Source organism: Actinomadura sp. NPDC048394 (assembly GCF_040651755.1).
Lineage (GTDB): Bacteria > Actinomycetota > Actinomycetes > Streptosporangiales > Streptosporangiaceae > Spirillospora > Spirillospora montaniterrae.
Genome location: NZ_JBEZJL010000005.1, coordinates 1 through 20,467, shown reverse-complemented (window position 1 = coordinate 20,467; position 20,467 = coordinate 1). Strand labels below are relative to the sequence as shown.

General features: G+C 74.2%; 19 protein-coding genes. 11 read left to right on the top strand and 8 right to left on the bottom strand.

The genetic code is table 11. The features are described from left to right. Positions 1 to 84 precede the first annotated feature (84 nt). Both AB0C78_RS04110 and AB0C78_RS04105 read right to left on the bottom strand, forming a co-directional pair. On the bottom strand, positions 85 to 615 hold the full coding sequence (locus AB0C78_RS04110) for a GNAT family protein (RefSeq protein ID WP_360741426.1): 531 nt from the start codon (positions 613 to 615) through the stop codon (positions 85 to 87). 113 nt (positions 616 to 728) lie between these two features. Continuing rightward, positions 729 to 1,616, bottom strand: coding sequence for a helix-turn-helix transcriptional regulator (locus AB0C78_RS04105; protein WP_360741424.1), 888 nt, complete (start codon positions 1,614 to 1,616; stop codon positions 729 to 731). Positions 1,617 to 1,805: 189 nt separating this feature from the next. On the opposite strand from AB0C78_RS04105, the gene AB0C78_RS04100 reads away from it, so the two are divergent. Next, positions 1,806 to 2,567, top strand: coding sequence for an SDR family NAD(P)-dependent oxidoreductase (locus tag AB0C78_RS04100; protein WP_360741422.1), 762 nt, complete (start codon positions 1,806 to 1,808; stop codon positions 2,565 to 2,567). A gap of 87 nt (positions 2,568 to 2,654) precedes the next feature. Here the strand turns inward: AB0C78_RS04100 and AB0C78_RS04095 are convergent, their stop codons facing one another. Further along, positions 2,655 to 3,503: an SDR family oxidoreductase gene (locus AB0C78_RS04095; protein WP_360741421.1), complete on the bottom strand. Its 849-nt coding sequence runs from the start codon at positions 3,501 to 3,503 to the stop codon at positions 2,655 to 2,657. Positions 3,504 to 3,602: 99 nt separating this feature from the next. Between AB0C78_RS04095 and AB0C78_RS04090 the strand changes: the two genes are divergently transcribed. From AB0C78_RS04090 to AB0C78_RS04075, 4 genes are all read left to right on the top strand, one after another. Continuing rightward, a complete protein-coding gene (locus tag AB0C78_RS04090) occupies positions 3,603 to 4,310 on the top strand; it encodes a spermidine synthase (protein ID WP_360741419.1) in 708 nt (235 codons plus the stop codon). A gap of 127 nt (positions 4,311 to 4,437) precedes the next feature. Then, the gene (locus tag AB0C78_RS04085) at positions 4,438 to 5,034 is read left to right on the top strand and encodes a biotin transporter BioY (RefSeq protein ID WP_360741417.1); all 597 of its coding nucleotides are present in this window, start codon (positions 4,438 to 4,440) and stop codon (positions 5,032 to 5,034) included. Between the two features lie 255 nt (positions 5,035 to 5,289). Next, on the top strand, positions 5,290 to 6,525 hold the full coding sequence (locus AB0C78_RS04080; RefSeq protein WP_360741415.1) for an isochorismate synthase: 1,236 nt from the start codon (positions 5,290 to 5,292) through the stop codon (positions 6,523 to 6,525). A gap of 60 nt (positions 6,526 to 6,585) precedes the next feature. After that, complete coding sequence (locus AB0C78_RS04075; RefSeq protein ID WP_360741413.1) at positions 6,586 to 7,608, top strand: WYL domain-containing protein; 1,023 nt, start codon at positions 6,586 to 6,588, stop codon at positions 7,606 to 7,608. Positions 7,609 to 7,624: 16 nt separating this feature from the next. Here AB0C78_RS04075 and AB0C78_RS04070 read toward each other — a convergent pair whose 3' ends face one another. Both AB0C78_RS04070 and AB0C78_RS04065 read right to left on the bottom strand, forming a co-directional pair. After that, positions 7,625 to 8,440, bottom strand: coding sequence for a DNA-formamidopyrimidine glycosylase family protein (locus AB0C78_RS04070; RefSeq protein ID WP_360741411.1), 816 nt, complete (start codon positions 8,438 to 8,440; stop codon positions 7,625 to 7,627). A gap of 13 nt (positions 8,441 to 8,453) precedes the next feature. Next, positions 8,454 to 9,479, bottom strand: coding sequence for an acyl-CoA desaturase (locus AB0C78_RS04065; protein WP_360741409.1), 1,026 nt, complete (start codon positions 9,477 to 9,479; stop codon positions 8,454 to 8,456). Between the two features lie 262 nt (positions 9,480 to 9,741). Between AB0C78_RS04065 and AB0C78_RS04060 the strand changes: the two genes are divergently transcribed. The 3 genes from AB0C78_RS04060 (at position 9,742) to AB0C78_RS04050 (ending at position 12,674) form a co-directional block, all read left to right on the top strand. After that, positions 9,742 to 10,548 carry a tyrosine-protein phosphatase gene (locus AB0C78_RS04060; RefSeq protein ID WP_360741407.1) on the top strand — a complete coding sequence of 269 codons (807 nt, stop codon included), beginning with the start codon at positions 9,742 to 9,744 and terminating at the stop codon, positions 10,546 to 10,548. Positions 10,549 to 10,599: 51 nt separating this feature from the next. Continuing rightward, a complete protein-coding gene (locus AB0C78_RS04055) occupies positions 10,600 to 11,892 on the top strand; it encodes a serine hydrolase domain-containing protein (RefSeq protein ID WP_360741405.1) in 1,293 nt (430 codons plus the stop codon). Positions 11,893 to 11,960: 68 nt separating this feature from the next. Continuing rightward, complete coding sequence (locus AB0C78_RS04050) at positions 11,961 to 12,674, top strand: diguanylate cyclase (RefSeq protein WP_360741403.1); 714 nt, start codon at positions 11,961 to 11,963, stop codon at positions 12,672 to 12,674. A gap of 140 nt (positions 12,675 to 12,814) precedes the next feature. On the opposite strand, the gene menD is transcribed toward AB0C78_RS04050, so the two are convergent. From menD to AB0C78_RS04035, 3 genes are all read right to left on the bottom strand, one after another. Continuing rightward, on the bottom strand, positions 12,815 to 14,482 hold the full coding sequence (menD, locus tag AB0C78_RS04045) for a 2-succinyl-5-enolpyruvyl-6-hydroxy-3-cyclohexene-1-carboxylic-acid synthase (protein WP_360741401.1): 1,668 nt from the start codon (positions 14,480 to 14,482) through the stop codon (positions 12,815 to 12,817). Then, positions 14,479 to 15,438, bottom strand: a complete 960-nt coding sequence (locus AB0C78_RS04040; protein ID WP_360741399.1) for an o-succinylbenzoate synthase — start codon at positions 15,436 to 15,438, stop codon at positions 14,479 to 14,481. Before AB0C78_RS04040 ends, menD begins: the two co-directional genes overlap by 4 nt. A 63-nt stretch (positions 15,439 to 15,501) precedes the next feature. Then, positions 15,502 to 16,401 (bottom strand): 1,4-dihydroxy-2-naphthoyl-CoA synthase, encoded by a 900-nt coding sequence (locus AB0C78_RS04035; RefSeq protein WP_360741397.1) that lies wholly within the window; start codon positions 16,399 to 16,401, stop codon positions 15,502 to 15,504. Positions 16,402 to 16,502: 101 nt separating this feature from the next. Between AB0C78_RS04035 and AB0C78_RS04030 the strand changes: the two genes are divergently transcribed. From AB0C78_RS04030 to AB0C78_RS04020, 3 genes are all read left to right on the top strand, one after another. Continuing rightward, positions 16,503 to 17,663, top strand: coding sequence for an AMP-binding protein (locus tag AB0C78_RS04030; RefSeq protein WP_360741395.1), 1,161 nt, complete (start codon positions 16,503 to 16,505; stop codon positions 17,661 to 17,663). Positions 17,664 to 17,727: 64 nt separating this feature from the next. Next, entirely contained in the window at positions 17,728 to 18,735 is a 1,008-nt protein-coding gene (locus AB0C78_RS04025) for a cation diffusion facilitator family transporter (RefSeq protein WP_151543602.1), read from the top strand. 255 nt (positions 18,736 to 18,990) lie between these two features. Next, positions 18,991 to 20,355, top strand: coding sequence for an RNA polymerase sigma factor (locus AB0C78_RS04020; RefSeq protein ID WP_360741392.1), 1,365 nt, complete (start codon positions 18,991 to 18,993; stop codon positions 20,353 to 20,355). Positions 20,356 to 20,467 lie beyond the last annotated feature (112 nt).

Sequence of the window (20,467 nt, the reverse complement as noted above, 5' to 3'; positions counted from 1 at the left end):
GGCCACCTCCAGATGATTACAACATTACCGCGCAACATCCGAAGGTGGCCCGGTGTTCCCCGGGGCGGAACCGAGCCGGGGCGGTCAGGGGGTGCCGGGGCCGCGGACCTCGGGCCGCAGCACGCTGTAGAGCACCTCGTCGCGGTACCGGCCGTCGCGGAAGCTGTAGCCGCGCATGACGCCTTCGCGGGTGAACCCGGCCTTCTCCAGGGCGCGCTGCTCGGCGATGTTGTCGACCTCGGTCTCGGCCTGGACCCGGTGCGCGGTGGTGTGCGCGAACAGGTACGACACCAGCAGCCGCTGCGCGCGCGACCCCGCGCCGCGGCCGCGCGCCGCGGGCAGCAGCGAGATCCCGATGCTCCAGCACCACAGCGACCCGGCCGTGGGGACGCGCCGGTAGGACACGATCCCGAGAACCTCCTCGGCGCGCGCGACGGCGAGGTTGCCGGTCTCCTCCCCCAGCATCCCGTCCTGCTCGAACCGGCGCCGGAACCGGTGCGGGTCGCTCCACCCCGCCCACAGGAACGGCCCGGCGAGCTCGGGGTCGGTGCGCAGCCGCTCGATGACCGGCAGGTCAGCCTCGGCCACCGGCCGCAACTCCACATGATCGTTCATGGCCGTCACCGTAGGGCGGGCCGCTCCCGCCGCGCGACCCGCCCCGGCGCCCGGGCGCGGAGCCCGCTGTGCGCGCGTTTGGTGATCAGTGCGGCGCGACGGGGGCGCCCTCGTCAGGGTGTCGTCGGGTGCGGGTCGCCGGCCGGTTCGTCGCGAGCCGGTTCGTCGTGGGCGGTGCCGGTGGGGTCGGTGCAGGAGAGCGCGGCGAGCAGCCGCAGTTTCTCGTCGCTGTCGCTGCCCTTGTCGGGGTAGTAGACGACGAGGATGACGTCGTCGAGGGGGAGCTTGTCGCGGTGCAGGCGCAGGTCGCCGACGACGGGGTGGTGGACGGTGGTGGTGCCCCCGCCGAGGGCGCGGACGTCGTGGCGGGCCCACAGGGTGCGGAACCGCTGGCTGGACAGGGCGAGCTCGCCGACGAGCTCGACGAACCGGGGGTCGTCGGTGTCGTCGCCGATGGTGGTGCGCAGGGCGGCGACGAAGTCGGCGGTGGCCCTGGCCCAGTCCTGGTGGAAGGCCCGTTCCTCGGGATCGAGGAGCAGGGAGCGGAGCCGGTTCTGGCCGGGGCGCAGGCGCGGGGACAGCGCGACGGCCATGGGGTTGGAGGCCAGGACGTCGAACGCGCGCCCTTCGACGAACGCGGGGATCTGCAGGTGGGCGAGCAGCTCGTGCGCGCGCTCCGGTACGTGCTCGGGCCGCTTGCGGCGCGGCGCTCTCGGGCGCGCCGCGGTGAGGCCCAGCAGATAGGTCCGCTCGACGTCGTCGAGCCGCAGGACCCGCGCGAGCGCCTCCAGGACCTGGAGTGAGGGGTTGGTGTCACGGCCCCGTTCCAGGCGCAGGTAGTAGTCGGGGCTGATCCCGGCGAGCAGCGCGACCTCCTCGCGGCGCAGGCCGGGCACGCGGCGGTTGCCTCCGGCGGGCAGTCCCGCCTGCGCGGGAGTGACCAGCTCGCGGCGGGCGCGCAGGTAGCCGCCGAGCCGGTTGCCGGAGTCCTCGTCCTTCATATTTCCACCGTATGCGGTGGGCGGATCTCGAAGGGGGGTCCTGGCAGGACCAGGGAGAACGAGGGCCCTGCCGCCTCCCGCGGATCCCGTCGAGACTGCGATGACAGGGTCTCGAGAGAAGAGACGGGCACCGCTGTCCGCGCCGCGGGCCTGAACGCCGCCGGCGCCCCGCGCTGAAGGGAAGATCTCGTGGACATCTCCAACCGCACCGTCCTCATCGTCGGCGGAACCTCGGGCATCGGGCGGGAGCTGGCCCGCCGGTTCGCCGCGGCCGGCAGCACCGTCGCCGTCGGCGGCCGCGACGCGCAGGCGCTCGCGGACCTCGCCGAGGAGGGCTTCGGCGCGTTCGCCGTCGACGTCACCGACGCCTCGTCCGTCGCGTCCGCCCGCGACGCCGTCCTGGCCCGGTACCCGGATCTGGACACCGTGGTGACCATGTCGGGCGTCATGCTCCTGGAGGACCTGCGCGACCCCGCGCACTTCCAGGCGGCGCGGACGACGATCGACACCAACCTCCTCGGCACCATCCTGGTCATCGACGCCTTCACCCCCCATCTGGTCGGGCGGGGCGCCGGCACCTTCGTCACCGTCACCTCGGGCATCGCGTTCCTGCCGTTCCCGCCGATGCCGACCTACGCCGCCTCCAAGGCGGCGGTGCACGCCTACTCCGAGGCGCTGCGCGCGCAGCTCGACGGCACCGGCGTCGGCGTCGTCGAGCTCGTCCCCCCGGCCGTCGCCATGCCGGGCGAGGAGCAGGTGAACCCGCGCGCGCTGCCACTGGACGACTTCGCCACGGAGGTCATGGACCTGCTGTCGGCGGACCCCACCCCCGGCGAGATCCTCGTCAAGGGCGTCCTCATGCACCGCTGGGCCGAGCGCGACGGCACCTACGGCGACCTCGTCGCGCAGCGCTCCCAGGCCCTGAGCATGCTCCCCGGCCGCCAGGGCTGACACGCCCCGCCCGGGTGCCGCCTTCGGGAACGCGATGCCGGACCGGGGTCAGCGCCGGAGGTCGGCAGCGGGGGTCGGCGCCGGGGGTCAGCGGAGGGTGGACAGGCCGCCGTCGACGTGCACGACCTGCCCGGTGACGTAGGCGGCGCGGTGCGACAGCAGGAACACCACCACGTCGGCGACCTCCCACGCGGTGCCCTGGCGGTGCATCGGGATCAGCGCGGCGACGCGGTCGCGGGCGGCGTTGCCGCCGGAGGCGTCGCGTCCCATGACGGTGTCGATGAGGCCCGGCGCGACCACGTTGGCGCGGACGCCGCGCCCGGCGCCCTCGGCGGCGATGTGCCGGACCAGCCCGGTCAGGCCCGCCTTGGACGCGTCGTAGGACGGGGACCGCGACCCCGGCTTGGTGCCGGCCAGCGACCCGATGAACACCATCGCGGCGCCGGCGTCCAGTGCGGGCAGCGCCGCCTTGCCGACCAGGAACGGGGCGCGCAGGTTCACCTGCATGACGCGGTCCCAGTCGGCCAAGCCGGTGCCGGCCATCCCGTAGCCGATGCCGATCCCGGGGTTGAACACCACCCCGTCCAGGCCGCCGAGCTTCTCCGCGGCCCGCGTGACGACGCGGTCGCAGGATCCGGGGTCGGTGACGTCGGCGATCACGACGTGCGCGTCGCCGCCCTCGGTGGCGATCATGCCGGCGGTCGCGCCGGCGGCGTGCTCGTCGACGTCGGCGCAGGCGACCCGCGCGCCCTCGCGGGCGGCGGTGACGGCGATGGCGCGGCCGTTGCCGACGGGCGCGGCGGGGTCGTCGCTGGGACGGGTCCCGGCGCCGACGACCAGGATGCGGCGGCCGGGCAGCAGCGGCCCGCCGGGGCCCGCGGGCGGGGCGGAGGGGTGCGCGGCGGGCGCGGGGGGACGCGCGGAGGGGTCGGGCATGCCCGGCACCGTAGCCGACCCGCCCCCGCCCCGCCCAGCCCCCGGCCCGCCCGCGGCCCCGCGCCGTGCGGGGCCCGGGGGCGGTTAGGGTCGGGGGCCATGGACGTGATCGGGGAAGGCCGGGCCGAGCCGGTCGTCGTGGAGCGCGCCGCGGGCGTCGGCGGGGAGCTGGTGCTGCGCCGGGCGGGCGCCGACTACGAGATCATCAGCAACGGCACGTTCCTGATGGACACCCGCAACGGCGAGTCCGAGCGGCTGCTGGTCCGCGCCGCCGTCGACGCCGCCCTCGACCGGGAGCAGGACGGGGACGGGGCGGGCGTCGGCGGGGCGCGGGTGCTGATCGGCGGGCTCGGCGTCGGGTTCTCCCTGGCCGAGGCGCTGGCGCACCCGGCCGTCGGGCATGTCACGGTGGTGGAGCGGGAACCGGCCGTCGTCGCCTGGCACGCCGGGCCGCTGCGGCCGTGGTCGCGCGGCGGCCTGGACGACCCGCGCGTCACGCTGGTCCGCGCCGACCTCCTCGACGTCCTGGAGCGCCCGGCGGACGGCGCGTTCGACGCGGTGTGCCTGGACATCGACAACGGCCCGCACTGGACGGTCACGCCCGGCAACGCCCGCCTGTACGGCCCCGGCGGCCTGGACCTGCTCGCCGGGCTGCTGAGCCCGCGCGGGGTGCTGGCGGTGTGGAGCGCGGGCGCCGCGCCCGGCTTCGGCGACCTGCTGGCGTCCCGGTTCGCCCGGGTGGAGGAGCTGCCGGTCCCGGTGCCGCGCGGCGAGCCGGACATGGTGTACCTCGCCCGCCGCCCGTGACCGCGGGGCCTGCCGGACCCACCGGACCCACCGGACCGGCCGGGGGTGGTTCCGGCGACCGCGCGTCCGGTTCCGGACGACCGGTTCGCTAGGTTTCGGCTGACAACACCATCTATGGGAGGTTGAGTTGGCCACTGCCCACGCTGCCCGGCGGGGTCCCGCCGTCCTCGGCGACCTGCTGCCCGGTTCCCTGGCCCGCGACGCCGCGCTCGTCGCGGGCGCGGCCGCGTTCGTCGGCGTCGCCGCCCAGATCGCGGTGCCGCTGCCCGGCACCCCCGTCCCGGTGACCGGGCAGACCTTCGCGGTGCTGCTGGCCGGCGCCGCGCTCGGCTTCGGCCGCGCCGGCCTCGGCATGATCGTCTACCTGCTGGCCGGGATGGCGGGCGTCCCCTGGTTCACCGACGGCGCCTCCGGCGCCGGGTTCCCGACGTTCGGGTACGTGCTCGGCTTCGTCGCCGCCGCCGCGGTGGTGGGCCGCCTCGCCGAGGGCGGCGGGGACCGCACGCCGCTGCGGACCGTCGCGACGATGCTGGCCGGCACCGCCATCATGTACGCGGCCGGCGTCCCGTACCTGATGGCGTCCCTGCACGTCGGGCTCGGCAAGGCGCTGCACCTCGGCGTGACGCCGTTCCTGGCGGGCGACGCGCTGAAGGTCGCGCTGGCCGCGGCGCTGCTGCCGGCGGCGTGGAAGCTGACGGGCCGCCTCACCGGCCGCGCCTCCTGACCCCGTCCCGCGCCGCCATGCCGTCCGCCCCCGCGCGCCCCGCCGCCCGGGGGCGGACGTCCGGGTGGACGCGGGGGCCGGGTGGACGCAGGCGGGTGGACGCGGGGGCCGGGTGGAGGCAGGCGGGTGGACGCATGGGAGCGGGCGGAACGGGCATGTGCAGCCTGACCGGGCGCCGCGATGTGGCGCACACCTCACCGGACGCCGCCGCCCCGCCGGTTTGAACAGGTTCAATTCTGCCGTACAGTGGCTTGCGTGAAGCTCGCCGTGACAGCACCGGACCGCCTCGTCGTCCGCACCGCCCCGGTCGCCGACCCCGGCGACCTCGTCTCGAGACTTCCGCACCCCTCCGCCCTGGCCTGGATCCGCCACGGCGAAGGCATCGTCGGCTGGGGCGAGGCCGCCCGCATCACCCTGCCCGGCGGCGAGGACCGCTTCACCACCGCCGCCGCCCTCCTGCGCGAACTGTTCGGCGCCGCCGACATCGACGACCCCGTCGCCCTGCCCGGCACCGGCCCCGTCGCCTTCGGCGGATTCGCCTTCGACCCCAAATCCCCCGACTCGGTCCTCATCGTCCCGCGCCGCGTCCTCGGCCGCCGCGACGGCCGCGCCTGGCTCACCACCATCGGCGACGACGCCGACCCCCTCTCCCTCGTCCACGAACCCCACGCCCCCACCGGCCTCACCTGGGGCGACGGAGCCATGCCCGCGCACGCCTGGGGCGACGCCGTCGCCACCGCCGTCCAGCGCATCCGCGGCGGCGCCCTCGGCAAGGTCGTCCTCGCCCGCGACCTCACCGTCCACGCCGACGCCCCCATCGACGCCCGCGTCCTGCTGCGCCGCCTCGCCGACCGCTTCCCCGCCTGCTACACCTTCTCCTGCGCCGGCCTCGTCGGCGCCACCCCCGAACTGCTCATCCGCCGCACCGGCGGCGACATCGAATCCCTCGTCCTCGCCGGCACCACCGCCCGCGGCGACACCCCCGGCGCCGACCGCGACCGCGCCACCCGCCTGTTCGCCTCCGCCAAGGACCGCGAAGAGCACCGCTACGCCGCCGACATGGTCCGCGACGCCCTCGCCCCCCTGTGCGCCGACCTGCACGTCCCCGCCGAACCCGAACTGCTCACCCTCCCCAACCTGCACCACCTCGCCTCCCCCCTGCGCGGCCGCCTCACCGCCGACCGCTCCGTCCTCGACGTCGTCGCCGCGCTCCACCCCACCCCCGCCGTCTGCGGCACCCCCACCGACATCGCCATGGACCTCATCCGCGAACTCGAGGGCATGGACCGCGGCCGCTACGCCGGCCCCGTCGGCTGGGTCGACGCCCGCGGCGACGGCGAATGGGGCATCGCCCTGCGCTGCGCCCAGCTCGACGGCACCCGCGCCCGCCTGTTCGCCGGCTGCGGCATCGTCGCCGACTCCGACCCCGCCGCCGAACTCGCCGAAGCCCAGACCAAGTTCCGCGCCATGCAGTACGCCCTGCAAGGCTGACCCGCCCGCACCGCGACCCCGCACGCACCACGCCCCCGCACGCCACGCCACACTGGACCCGTGCGCGCGTCCCGCCTGCTGTCCCTGCTCCTGCTGCTGCAGACCCGCGGCCGCATGACCGCCCGCGACCTCGCCGACGAACTCGAAGTCTCCGTCCGCACCGTCTACCGCGACGTCGAATCGCTGTCGGCCGCCGGCGTCCCCGTCTACGCCGACCGCGGCCCCGACGGCGGCTACCGCCTCCTCGAGGGCTACCGCACCCGCCTCACCGGACTCACCACCGGCGAAGCCGAATCCCTCTTCCTGTCCGGCATGCCCGGCCCCGCCTCCCAGCTCGGCCTCGGCGACGTCGTCGCCGCCGCCGAACTCAAACTCATGGCCGCCCTCCCGCCCGACCTGCGCTCCCGCGCCGCACGCATCCGCGAACGCTTCCACCTCGACGCACCCGGCTGGTTCCGCGCCCCCGACGACGTCCCCCACCTGCAGGCCGTCGCCGACGCCGTCTGGAACCAGCAGCGCATCCGCGTGCTGTACCGCCGCTGGGCACACCCGCAGCAGGTCGAACGCGACCTCGAACCGATCGGCGTCGTCCTCAAGGCCGGCACCTGGTACCTCATCGCCCGCCCTCACCCCGGCGCTCCGCAGGACGACCCGCCACCGGACACCCCACAGGCGCCCGCGGCACCGCGCACCTACCGCGTCTCCAAGATCCTCACCCTCCAGCCGCTCCCCCACCGCTTCGACCGCCCACCCGGCTTCGAGCTCGCCGCCTACTGGGACGCCTACGCCGCCCGGTTCGAAGCCGACTCCTACCGCGACCAGGCCACCGTCCGCCTGTCCCCCGACGGCCTCCTACGCGCCCCCATCCTCCTGCCGCCCGTCATGGCACGCGCCGTCCACGACAACGCCGGCCCACCCGACCCCACCGGCTGGACCACCCTCACCCTCCCCGTCGAATCACTCCGCCACGCCCACGTCGAATTCCTCAAACTCGGCGCCGACGTCGAAGTCCTCGCCCCACCGCCACTGCGCGCCATGATGACCGACACCGCACGCGCCCTCGCCGACCGCTACCTGCACTGACACCCCCGGCGCCCGCTCACCCCGCCGGCGGCTGGCACCCCGGACACCAGAACAGATTCCGCCCCGCCAGCTCCGCCGACGCCACCGCACTCCCGCACACCAGGCACGGCAACCCCGCCCGCCGGTACACGTACACCTCACCACCATGATCGTCCACCCGCGGCGGACGCCCCATCGCCTCCGGCGTGTGCTCCGCCCGCACCGTGTCGATCCGCCCCGACCGCACCCCCTCCGCCATCAGCACCACCAGATCCGCCCACACCGCCGACCACTGCCCCTCCGACAGCGCCCGCCCCGGCAGCAACGGATCGATCCCCTGCCGGAACAGCACCTCCGCCCGGTAGATGTTCCCCGGCCCCGCCACCACCGACTGATCCATCAGCAGCGCCGCGATGCTCGTCCGGCTCCGCGAGATCCGCGCCCACGCCCGCCCTGGATCCACGTCCGCCCGCAACGGATCCGGCCCCAGCCGATCCCGCAGCAGCTTCACCCCGCCCGGCTCCAGCAGTTCGCACGCGTTCGGACCGCGCAGGTCCGCGTGCCCGCCCGCACCCGACAACCGCAACCGCACCGCCCCCTGCGGCACCGGCGCCGGCGCCCCGCCGAACCGCCACGTCCCATAGATCCCCAGATGGACGTGCAGGACGCGCTCGTCGTCGAACTCCAGCAGCAGATGCTTCCCGTACGCCTCGGCGGCGCTCAGCACACGGCCGTCGATCTCGGCCGCACCCGCCGCGAACCGGCCCTGCGGGCTCTCGGCGGCGACGGGACGGCCGCCGAACACCCGGCGGTGCTCGGCGGCCAGACGATGGAGGGTATGTCCTTCGGGCATGACGCCCGCAATCCTACGACCGCAGCGGCTCCCCCACCGACCGCATGTGCGCCAGCGCCTGCCGGTACGACTCCACCAGCCCCGTCTCGGTGAACGGCAGCCCCACCGCCGCGCAGTGCGCCCGCACCAGCGGCTGCACCCGCCGCAGGCTGCACCGCGGAATCCCCGGGAACAGATGATGCTCGATCTGGTAGTTCAGACCCCCCATCAGCCAGTCCACCACCACACCGCCCCGCACGTTCCGCGACGTCAGCACCTGCCGCCGCAGATGCCCCCACCGCTCACCCGGCTCCGGCATCGCCATCCCCTTGTGGTTCGGCGCGAACACCGCCCCCAGATGCACCCCGAACAGCGCGTGATGCAGCACCATCAGCACCACCGCCTTCCCCGGCGACAGCAACGTGAACGCCAGCGACAGGTACGCCACCGCGTGCAACGCCAGCAGCCCGCCCTCCACCAGCTGCTCCCGCCGCGACCTCCCCCGCAGGTACAGCACACTGCCCACCTTCAGGTTCACCCCCTCCAGCGTCAGCAACGGAAAGAACAACCCCGCCTGATGACGCGCCACCCACCGCAGCACCCCCCGCTGCCGCGCCGCCTGCCCCTCCGTCCACGCCAGAACCCCCTCCCCCACATCCGGGTCCTTGCCGACATGGTTCGGATTCGCGTGATGCCGGTTGTGCTTGTCGCTCCACCACCCCTGCCCCATCCCCAGCAGCAGGTTCCCCAGCACCAGCCCCAGCCACCGGTTCACCCGCGCCGACCCCGCGATCTGCCGGTGCCCCGCGTCATGCCCCAGGAACGCCGTCCGCGCCGACAGCACCGCCAGCGGAACCCCCAGCAGCACCACCCACCAGCTCGCCCCCGCCCACCCGATCGCCGCCCACACCGCCGCCGTCGCCGCCAGGTTCACCCCGATCGCCCGCGCGTAGTAACCGGGACGCCGGTCCAGCAGCCCGCTCGCGCGGACCTGCCGCGCCAGCGGAGCGAAATCACTGCCGGCCGCCCGGACGGGCGGGGCGTCGAGGGTCGCGGTCATCGGGGCCTCCATCGGATCGGTGCGCTGACTGACCCGAAGCTACGGAGACGATCACCAAGCGGTCGCCACGCTGCGGAGCCAACCCCTCCCTGGCTCCCAGGTCCCGGTACCCCTCACCCCCCGTCGCCCCCGCGGACCACCCCGCACCCGAAGCCCACCGCGCGAAACCGCCCCGCGAAACCGGCCCGCCCACCGCGCACCCGGTCCGACCCCGGACCCTGCATCACAGACGGAACATCACGTCCATATAGGGTCAGAAGCCATGAGCGAACCGACGCGGTGGATCGACCTGGACGGAGCCGTCAACGCCCGAGACCTCGGCGGGCTCCCCACCGCCGACGGAGCCGCCACCCGCCGCGGCCGCGTCCTGCGCTCGGACAACCTCCAGGACCTCACCGTCGCCGACGTCCGCCTCCTCCTCGACGAATACCACCTCAAGAACGTCATCGACCTGCGCAGCGACGCCGAGGTCCGCCTCGAAGGACCCGGCCCCCTCACCCGCGTCCCCTCCGTCACCCTCCACCACCTCTCGCTGTTCCCCGAAGGCGGCCGCCGCACCGACGCCGCCGCCGACACCCCCGACCGCGCCGACGTCGACAAGGCCCTCCCCTGGCAGAGCCGCGACGCCGAGGGCACCGAACTCGACCGCTCCACCGGCCACTACCTCGGCTACCTCCGCGACCGCGGCGACAACATCGCCGCCGCCCTGCGCGTCATGACCCGCACCGACGGCTCCTCCCTCGTCCACTGCGCCGCCGGCAAGGACCGCACCGGCGTCGTCTGCGCCCTCGCCCTCGACCTCGCCGGCGTCACCCGCGAGGCGATCGTCGCCGACTACGCCATGACCGGCGACCGCATCGACGCCGTCCTCGGACGCCTGCGCGCCAGCGACACCTACGCCGCCGACCTGGACTCCCGCCCCGCCGACACCCACCTCCCCCACGCCGCCATCATGGAGAAGCTCCTCGCCCGCATCGACGAGGAGTTCGGCGGCACCGAAGGCTGGCTCACCGGCCACGGCTGGACCCGCGAGGACACCGACGCCCTCCGCGAACGCCTCCTCGCCTGACCCGCCACGCCTCCGCCACACCTCCCGGCACGGCCGTCTACCGTTGACCGGATGAGGATGGGGATCGATGAGGCCGGCGAATGGCTGCGCGAGCAACTGCCGCGGCTGGCGGAGCAGCACGCGGTACCCGGAGCGGCGGTCGCCATCGACGCCGGCGGGCACGTGGTCGAAGCCGCCACCGGGGTACTGAGCACCGCGACGGGCGTGGAAACGACGACCGACTCGGTGTTCCAGATCGGATCGATCACCAAGGTCCTGACCGCCACGCTGGTGATGGGACTCGTCGACGAGGGGCTGGTCGAACTCGACGCGCCCGTGGACACCTACCTCCCCGGGTTCCGCCAGGCGACCGTCCGGCAGCTCCTCTGCCACACCGCCGGATTCGAAGGCGACGTGTTCACCGACACCGGCAAAGGCGACGACTGCCTGGAAAAGTATGTGGAACTGCTGGCCGACATACCCCAGATCTTCCAGCCCGGGGAAATGTTCTCCTACAACAACGCCGGCTACAGCGTGCTCGGACGCATCATCGAGGTCGTACGAGGCGAACCGTTCGACCGGTGCATGCGCGACCACCTCTTCACACCCCTCGGCATGACCCACGCGGCCAACGACCCGTACGAGGCGATCCTGCACCGCGCCGCGGTGGGGCACCTCCGCGCACGGCCCGCCCCCGTCTGGGCGATGGCCCGCTCGAACGCGCCCGCCGGGTCGATGCTCGCCATGACCCCGCGCGACCTGCTGACCTTCGCCCGCGCCCACCTCACCGACGACAGGCTGCGCGCCATGCGGGAACCGCAGGTCGCCCTGCCCGACATCGGCTGGGGGACGGCTTGGGGCCTGGGCTGGGAGCTGTACGAACTGCCGGGCGGCCCGGTGTTCGGCCACGACGGCAACACCATCGGGCAATCCGCCGCCTTGCGCGTCGACCCCGGCCACGACGTGTCCGTGGCGATCTTCACCAACGGCGGCGATCGCAAGCCGCTGATGAAGGAGATCCTCCGCCACGTCGTCGAAGCACCCGCCGAGCCCGTCCCCGACCCCGCGGCGCGCCCGGACGCCAGGCGCTGTACCGGCGTCTACCAGTCCAGCACCAGCCGGACCACCGTGAGCGAAGACGAGCACGGACGGCTCTGGCTCGAGCAGGTCCCCCTCGGCCTCGCCGTCGGCGCCGGCGACCAGCCGTACCGGACGGAACTGCTCGGCCGGCGCGGAGACTCCCTGCTGCCCGCGGAACCCGGCCACGGACCCGTCGCGTTCCTCGGAGACGACGGCGAAGGCCGCGCCCGTTACCTGCACACGGGCCGCGCCGACGTCCGCGCCGCCGGACGAACCTCATACTGACACCCCGTGTACGGCCGAGCCTCACGGGTAGCGCCGGGAACACCCGACACCACCCGGAGGCAACGCCGATGAAACTGCGCTCACCGCACCTCGCCGCCCTGCGCGCCCTCGCCGACCCCACCGTCCGCCCCCGCGACGTGCGCCGCGCCCTCGGCGTCGAGACCGCCACCCGCCGCTGGCTCATCGGCGGCGTCCTGCCGCTGTGGCTTGGCGCGGGCCTCGCCGACTGGCACCGCCACCGCCGGACCCACATCGAGACCACCGCCGGCACCCGCGAATCGATGATCCACTCGCTGATGATGACCGAGGCCGGGGTGCCCGTCGCCCTCGGCCTGTTCTGCGAGGTCAACCCCGGCGTGCTGGCCACCTGCGCCGGTGCCCTCGCCGTCCACGGCGCGACCGCGTACTGGGACGTCAGCTACGCCGAGGAGCGCCGCCGCGTCACCCCGCTGGAGCAGCACATCCACAGCCTCCTGGAAGTCGTCCCGCTCATGGCGACCGGCTTCCTGACCGTCCTGTACTGGGACCAGGCGCGCGCCCTCGTCGGCCAGAACGGCCGCCCCGACTTCCGGCTGCGGCCGAAGCGCCGGGACCCGCTGTCCCGCCGGACGCGGATCGCGCTGCTCGCCGCAATGGGCCTCTTCGGCGTGCTCCCCTACGGCGAGGAGATGGTCCGCTGCCTGCGCGCCCGCCCCACCCTCAAACCGCAGCCGACCACCGAGCCGGCGCCGACCACGACCCTGTCCATCCCCGCGGACCCGGAACACGCCACCGCCGAATGACTCCGGCTTCTTTCGTCGTTGAGGTTCTGTGGTTTTGAACGTAGGAGGTGATGCAACCCGCCCAGGGCCTTTACATTGTAAGTTGAGGGTTGAATCACCGAAGGCGGCGCCGGCCATCACCGGCACCGCCCTGGGATCCGTCAGGCGAACAGGTCGCGGACGGCGGTGTGGGCCGCCTTGCGCATCTCCGCGTGCAGCACCGCGTTCGCGTCCCGGTCGGTACGGGCCTCCACGATCCGCAGCCCCTCCCCCGCCATCGCCTTCGGCAGGTCCGCCGCCGCCTCCAGCCGCCGGTACGGGACGCCGTGCGCCGCCGCCACCGCCTGCAGGTCCACCTGGTGCGGCGTGCCGAAGACCCGCTCGAACGGGCCGGCCAGCGCCGCCTGCGGCAGCAGCGAGAAGATCCCGCCGCCCTGGTTGTTCACCACGATGATCGCCAGGTCGGGACGGCGGTCGTGCGGCCCGATGACCAGGCCGTTCTGGTCGTGCAGGAACGCCAGGTCCCCCAGCAGCGCGTACGAGCGGCCGCTGTGCGCCAGCGCCGCGCCGATCGCCGTCGAGATCAGCCCGTCGATCCCGCTCGCGCCGCGGCTCGCCATGATCCGGATGCCGCGCCGCGGCCGCATCACCTGGTCCAGGTCCCGGATCGGCATGCTCGCCGCTGTGAACAGCAGCGACCCGCCCGGCATCGCCGCCACCAGGTCCCGCGCCAGCCGCGGCTCGCTCACCTCGGCGATGCCGTCCAGCACGGCGTCCACCGCCGCCGCGGCGGCCAGGTCCGCCGACCGCCACGACTTCAGCCACGCGTCGTCGCCCGACACCACCGGGATCTCGATCTCCGGCGCCACCTGCGTCGCCGACCGCACCGGATCCGGCCAGTGCGCGAGATCAGGGGCCAGGACGATGTGCTCCTCGGCGCGCCGCAGCAGCGACAGCAGCGGCCGCGACAGCCCCGGCTTGCCCAGCGTCACCACCACCTCGGGACGGTGCCGCTCCACGAACTCCGGGATCCCCAGCAGGAAATGGTGCGAGGTCAGCGCGTGGTCGCCGTAGCGGGCGTTCCCGTTCGGCTCCGACAGCACCGGCCAGCCCGCCATCGACGCCGCCGCCACGTACCGCTTGACGTTCACCGCGCCGTCGCCCACCACCAGCACCCCGCGCCGCGTCGGCGGGACGTGCAGCACCGACCCGGGCGTCGCCGCCCGCACCTTCGTCCACGCCCCGGTCGCGTCACCGTCCAGCGGCTCGCACCACGACTCGTCGCCGTCGGGGATCAGCGGCTCGCGGAACGCCGCGTTGAGATGCACCGGACCCGGCACCGGCGCCTGCGCCAGCCCCCACGCCCGGCTGACCAGCGACCGCCAGTACGCCACCATCCCCGGACGGTTCTCCGGCACGCCGACCTCGGTGCTCCACCGCGCCGCCGTCCCGTACAGCTTCACCTGGTCGATCGTCTGGTTCGCGCCGGTGTCGCGCAGCTCCGGCGGACGGTCCGCGGTGATCACGATCAGCGGGACGCCCGACTCGTGCGCCTCCACCACCGCCGGATGGAAGTTCGCCGCCGCCGTCCCCGACGTGCACACCAGCGCCACCGGCCGCCCCGACCGCTTCGCCATCCCGAGGCCCAGGAACGACGCCGACCGCTCGTCGATCCGCACGTGCAGCCGGACCCGGCCGGCCTCCTCCGCGGCGTGCAGCGCCAGCGCCAGCGGCGCCGACCGCGACCCCGGGGCCAGCACCGCGTCGGTCATCCCGCACCGCAGCAGCTCGTCGACCAGGACCGTCGCCAGCGCCGTCGCCGGATTCACCGGTCCACCCCGGCCATCGGCGGGCCCGGCAGGAACGCCTGCGCGTCCGCCGCGCGGCGCCGCCACGCCTCCTCCAGATCGGGCGGCGCCGCGAACCGCCGCAGCGCCTCCTCGTCGAGCACCGGCCGGCGCACCTCGATCTCCCCGTCGCGCTCCGCCAGCGGATCCCGTACGACGTCGCCGTCCATCAGCGACAGCGTCCCGAGCCCGCACGCGTACGGCAGCTCCGGCAGCGCGGCGGCCAGCGCCACGCCCGCCGCCAGCCCCACCGACGTCTCCACCGCGCTCGACACCACCACCGGCAGCCCGCACGCCTCGGCGACCTCCAGCGCCGCCCGGACCCCGCCGAGCGGCTGCACCTTCAGCACCGCGACGTCCGCGGCCCCCGCCGCCCGGACCTTCAACGGGTCCTCGGCGCGGCGGATCGACTCGTCGGCGGCGATCGGCACGTCCACCATCCGCCGCACCCGCGCCAGCTCGTCCAGCGTCGCGCACGGCTGCTCGGCGTACTCCAGCTCCCACCGGTCCAGCGACCGGATCATCCGCGCGGCGTGGTCGACGTCCCAGCCGCCGTTCACGTCGATGCGCACGCGGCCGCCGGGCCCGATCGCGTCGCGGACGGCCTCGACCCGCGCGAAGTCGTCGGCGTCGTCCTGGCCGCGCTCGGCGACCTTCACCTTCGCGGTCCGGCAGCCGGACGCCTTCGTCATCTCGAACGCCCGGTCGGGGCCGACCGCCGGGATCGTCACGTTCACCGGGATCCGGTCGCGGACGGGGGCGGGCCAGCCCTCGTGCGCGGCCTCCCGCGCGGCCGCCAGCCAGCGGGCGCACTCGGCCGGCCCGTAGTCGGCGAACGGCGAGAACTCCCCCCATCCGGCGGGGCCCTGGAACAGGACGCCCTCCCGCCGCGTCACACCGCGGAACCGCGTCCGCATCGGGATGGCGAAGACCCGCACCCGCTGACCCCCTGACCTGCCTGAAGAATCACGCTATTCCGGACGACGCCGCGCGCCGGACATTTAGTAGTACCACGGGTGGCGCGACCAGTCGGGGTCGCGCTTCTCCAGGAACGCGTCGCGTCCCTCGGCGGCCTCGTCGGTGCCGTAGGCCAGCCGCGTCGCCTCCCCCGCGAACACCTGCTGCCCCACCAGGCCGTCGTCGATGAGGTTGAAGGCGAACTTCAGCATCCGCTGCGCCGTCGGGCTCTTCCCGTTGATCTTCCGGGCCCACTCCAGCGCCGTCGCCTCCAGCTCGGCGTGCGGGACGACCGCGTTCACCATCCCCATCCGGTGCGCCGCTTCGGCGTCGTAGGTCTCGCCGAGGAAGAAGATCTCCCGCGCGAACTTCTGCCCGACCTGCCGCGCCAGGTACGCCGACCCGAACCCGCCGTCGAAGCTCGCCACGTCCGCGTCGGTCTGCTTGAACCGGGCGTGCTCGCGGCTCGCGAGGGTCAGGTCGCACACCACGTGCAGGCTGTGGCCGCCGCCCGCGGCCCACCCCGGCACCACGCAGATCACGACCTTGCCCATCATCCGGATCAGCCGCTGCACCTCCAGGATGTGCAGCCGGCCCGCCCGCGCCGGGTCGATGGTGTCGGACGTCTCGCCTTCGGCGTACTTGTAGCCGTCCTTGCCGCGGATGCGCTGGTCGCCGCCCGAGCAGAACGCCCACCCGCCGTCCTTGGGCGACGGTCCGTTGCCCGTCAGCAGCACGCAGCCGACGTCCGAGGACATCCGCGCGTGGTCCAGCGCCCGGTACAGCTCGTCGACCGTGTGCGGCCGGAAGGCGTTGCGTACCTCGGGGCGGTTGAACGCGATCCGGACGGTTCCCTGGTCCACGGCCCGGTGGTAGGTGATGTCGGTGAAGCCGAACCCCTCGACCTCTTTCCAGGCGTCCGCGTCGAACAGCTCCGAGACCATGTGATCCTCTCCCGTCGGGGCCCGCGTCGATCCGGGTCGAGCCCATTCAACCGCCCCGCGGTTTGAACGCGTTCAGCGGGGTCGCCTACCCTGATGAGATCATGGATCGCCGCCTCCACGCCGCCGTGCTGCCGCCCGGGCCCCGCCTGTTCCGGGCGCTCGCCGCCGCCCTCGACGGCGGTCCCGCCGTCTGCCCCCTCTCCCCCGAGCTTCCCGCGCCGGTGCTGGAGGCGATGCTGCAGACGCTCGCCCCCGACGCCGTCGAGACCGAGGACGGCCTCACCCCCTACCGCTTCGCAGGCGAGCACGCCCCGCCCGCCGACGGCACGGCCGTGCTGATCGCCACGTCCGGCTCCACCGGCGCACCCAAGTTCGTCGAGCTGTCGGCCGCCGCGCTGCGCCACTCCGCCGCCGGGACCCTCGCCCGCATCGAGGCCGCGCCCGGCGACCGCTGGCTGTGCTGCGTGCCGACCAGCCACATCTCCGGCGTCCAGGTCCTCGTCCGGTCCCTGCTCGCCGGCACCGACCCGATGATCACGCCCCGGTTCGACACCGCCGCCGTCGCCGCGGCGGGCCCCGTGCACATCTCCCTGGTCCCCACGCAGCTGCGCCGCCTCCTGGACGCCGGCACCGACCTGTCCGGGCTCGGCGCGATCGTCCTCGGCGGCGCCGCCGCCGCGCCCGGCCTGCTCGCCGAGGCCCGCGACCGCGGCGGCCGCGTCTTCACCACCTACGGCATGAGCGAGACCTGCGGCGGCTGCGTCTACGACGGCACCCCCCTGGACGGCATGCGCGCCGAGCTCGGCGCCGACGGCCGGATCCGCCTCGCCGGGCCGTCGCTGTTCACCGGCTACCGGCTGCGCCCCGAGCAGACCGCCGCGGTCCGCGACGGCCAATGGTTCGTCACCCAGGACCTCGGCGCCCTCGACGAGGACGGACGGCTCCGCGTCCGCGGCCGCGTCGACGACGTCATCAACACCGGCGGCGAGAAGGTCGTCGCCGGCGAGATCGCCACCGCGCTGTCGCGGCACCCCAAGGTCCGCGACGTCGTCGTGGTCGGCCGCCCCGACCCCGAATGGGGCGAGCGCGTCACCGCCGTCGTGGTCCCCGCCGCCGAGCCCCCCGCCCTGCCCGAGCTGCGCGCCTTCGTCCGCGAGACGATGCCCGCCTGCGCGGCTCCCCGCGAGCTGGAGCTCGTCGACGCGATCCCGCTGCTGGCCTCCGGCAAGCCCGACCGCGCCCGGCTGCGCGCCGCGAGGTGACACCTGTAGCGCGCGGGACGCGCGGGGCGCATGGCACGGCGACGATCGGGGGAGGACGACCGGCATGGGCGGACAGCGCGAGGAGCCGGAGAACGAGAGCGGCCTGACCGTCCTGCTGGCGTTCCTGGCGAACCTCGGCATCGCCCTCGCCAAGATCGTCGCCGCGCTGATCACCGGGTCGGCGTCGATGGCCGCCGAGGCCGCGCACTCGGTCGCCGACACCTTCAACGAGATCCTGCTCATGGTCGGGCTGCGGCGCAGCGGCCGGCCCGCCGACCGCCGGCACCCCTTCGGGTACGGCAAGGAGCGCTACATCTGGACGCTGCTCGTCGCCGTCGCGATCTTCGGCATGGGCGCGCTGTTCTCCTACTACCAGGGATTCGAGACGCTCATCGGGGCCCGCTCGGGCGCGGAGTCCGACCCGCTGGTCGGCTACATCGTGCTGGCGGTGGCGTTCGTCCTGGAGGGGATCTCGTGGCAGCAGGCCCTCCGGCAGACCCGCGCCGCGGCCCGCGAGGAGTCCCTGCCGTTCCTCGCCTACATCCGCCGCACCGACGAGCCCACCGCGATCAGCGTCCTGCTGGAGGACTCCGCCGCGCTCGTCGGCCTGCTCCTGGCGTTCGGCGGGCTCGGCCTGCACCAGGCCACCGGCTCGGCGGTCTGGGACGGCATCGGCTCGGTCCTGATCGGCGTGCTGCTGACCGTCGTCGCGCTCGTCCTCGGCCGGATCAACCTCAACCTGCTGATCGGCAACCAGGCCGACCCCCGCATCGTCGACGACGTCCGCGCCCGGCTGTACGCCGCGCCCGAGGTGGAGTGGGTCGTCGACATCATCACGATGACGGTCGGCGCCGACCGCGTCCTGGTCTGCGCGCGGCTGGACTTCCGCGACGCGCTCACCGCCGCCGACGTCGAGCGCGCCTGCGTCCGGATGGCGCGCGAGCTGCGCGACGCCCACGAGGAGATCGACGAGGTGTTCCTCGAACCGGTCCCCCGCGACGACCCCGAGCTGCGAGAACGCGTGATCGCGCGGTACGGCCGGACGCTGCGGCCGAAGCAGGAGGAGGCGTAGTGGCGTTGGTCACAGCGTCGCGGCCCGGGGCCTTTACGAAGTAAGGTCAGTATTCGGGCGGGCCGCACGGCATGGAACGCCCCCGATCGGGCACCACGAGGGACCGGATCGTCCCCTCGCGATCCCCTCCGGGAGCGCCGATCCGGCCGGTCCGGGAACAACCGGCCCTCCGCGCGACGTTCCCGTATATGCGTGCGCCCGCAGCGAACGACAATCCGCGCCGCATCCACACACCGAAGGGAGAGGGGTGTCCCCATGCCGCGAAGCGCTATCGAGACCCCGCTCACGGAGTCGGCGAGCCCCGCACTCGACGACCTCCTGAAGCGCGGCCGCGCCCAAGGGCGCCTCTCGCTCGACGAGGTGAGGGGGGCCTTCGAGACCGCCGGCCTCAGCCCGGCGCAGGGCCGCTCGATCCTGCGCGAGCTGTCCGAGGCCGGGATCAGCCTGGCCGGGGAGCCCGACACCGTCCGCAAGATGGCCGCGGCCGCGGACCACGACGGCGGCGACACCGCCCAGGCCACCCCGGGCACCGCCAAGAAGGGCGCCGCCCGCAGGAGCACCGCCAAGGGCGGCGGGCGCACCCGCAGGACCGCCAAGGACACCGCCGGCAAGGACGCCGCCACGCCCGGCGACGCCGACGTGCCCGAGGAGGGCTTCGAGGTCACCGAGGTCGAGGCCGCCGACTCCCCCGCCGACCTGGACGACCAGTCGACCGGCATGGGCGACTCGGTGCACACCTACCTCAAGGCGATCGGCCGCCGGCAGCTGCTCACCGCCGAGCAGGAGGTCGACCTGGCCAAGCGCATCGAGGCCGGGCTGTACGCCGAGCACAAGCTGGAGACCGAGCAGCTGTCCCCGCGGATGCGCGCCGACCTGGAGTGGGTCGCCGCCGACGGGCGCCGCGCCAAGGCCCACATGCTCGAGGCCAACCTCCGGCTCGTGGTGTCGGTCGCCAAGAAGTACTCCGACCGCGGCCTGTCGCTGCTGGACGTCGTCCAGGAGGGCAACCTCGGCCTCATCCGCGCCGTGGAGAAGTTCGACTACTCCAAGGGCTACAAGTTCTCCACCTACGCGATGTGGTGGATCCGGCAGGCGATCCAGCGCGGCTTCGCCGACTCGGCCCGCACCATCCGGCTGCCCGTGCACGTCCTGGAGATGCTGAGCAAGCTCAGCCGGGTCGAGCGCGACATGCACCAGCGGCTCGGCCGCGAGCCCACCCCCGAGGAGCTGGCCGTCGAGCTCGACAAGAGCCCCGAGCAGGTCCGCGAGCTGCTGCGCACCAGCCGCCAGCCGATCAGCCTGGACTCCACCATCGGCGAGGACGGCGAGACCCGCATCGGCGACCTCATCGAGGACACCGACAGCCCCGAGGCGTCCGAGCTGGTGGACCGCCAGCTGATGGCCGACCAGCTGCGCCGCACCCTCGACATCCTGTCGCCGCGCGAGGCGAAGATCATGGCGATGCGGTTCGGGCTGTACGACGGGACGCCGCGCACGCTCGACGAGATCGGCAAGGCGATGGGCCTGACCCGCGAGCGGATCCGGCAGCTGGAGAAGGAGTCGCTGTCCAAGCTGCGGCACCCCAGCAACGCCCGCCCGCTGCTGGACTTCGCCGTCTGAGTCCCGGCCCGCACGACACCGGCGCCCGCCGGATCATTCGTGCCGCGAAGATCGCCAAGGACCGCGGCATCGGCGGCCCGATCCTGTCCGCCAGCAGCTACTTCATGAAGTC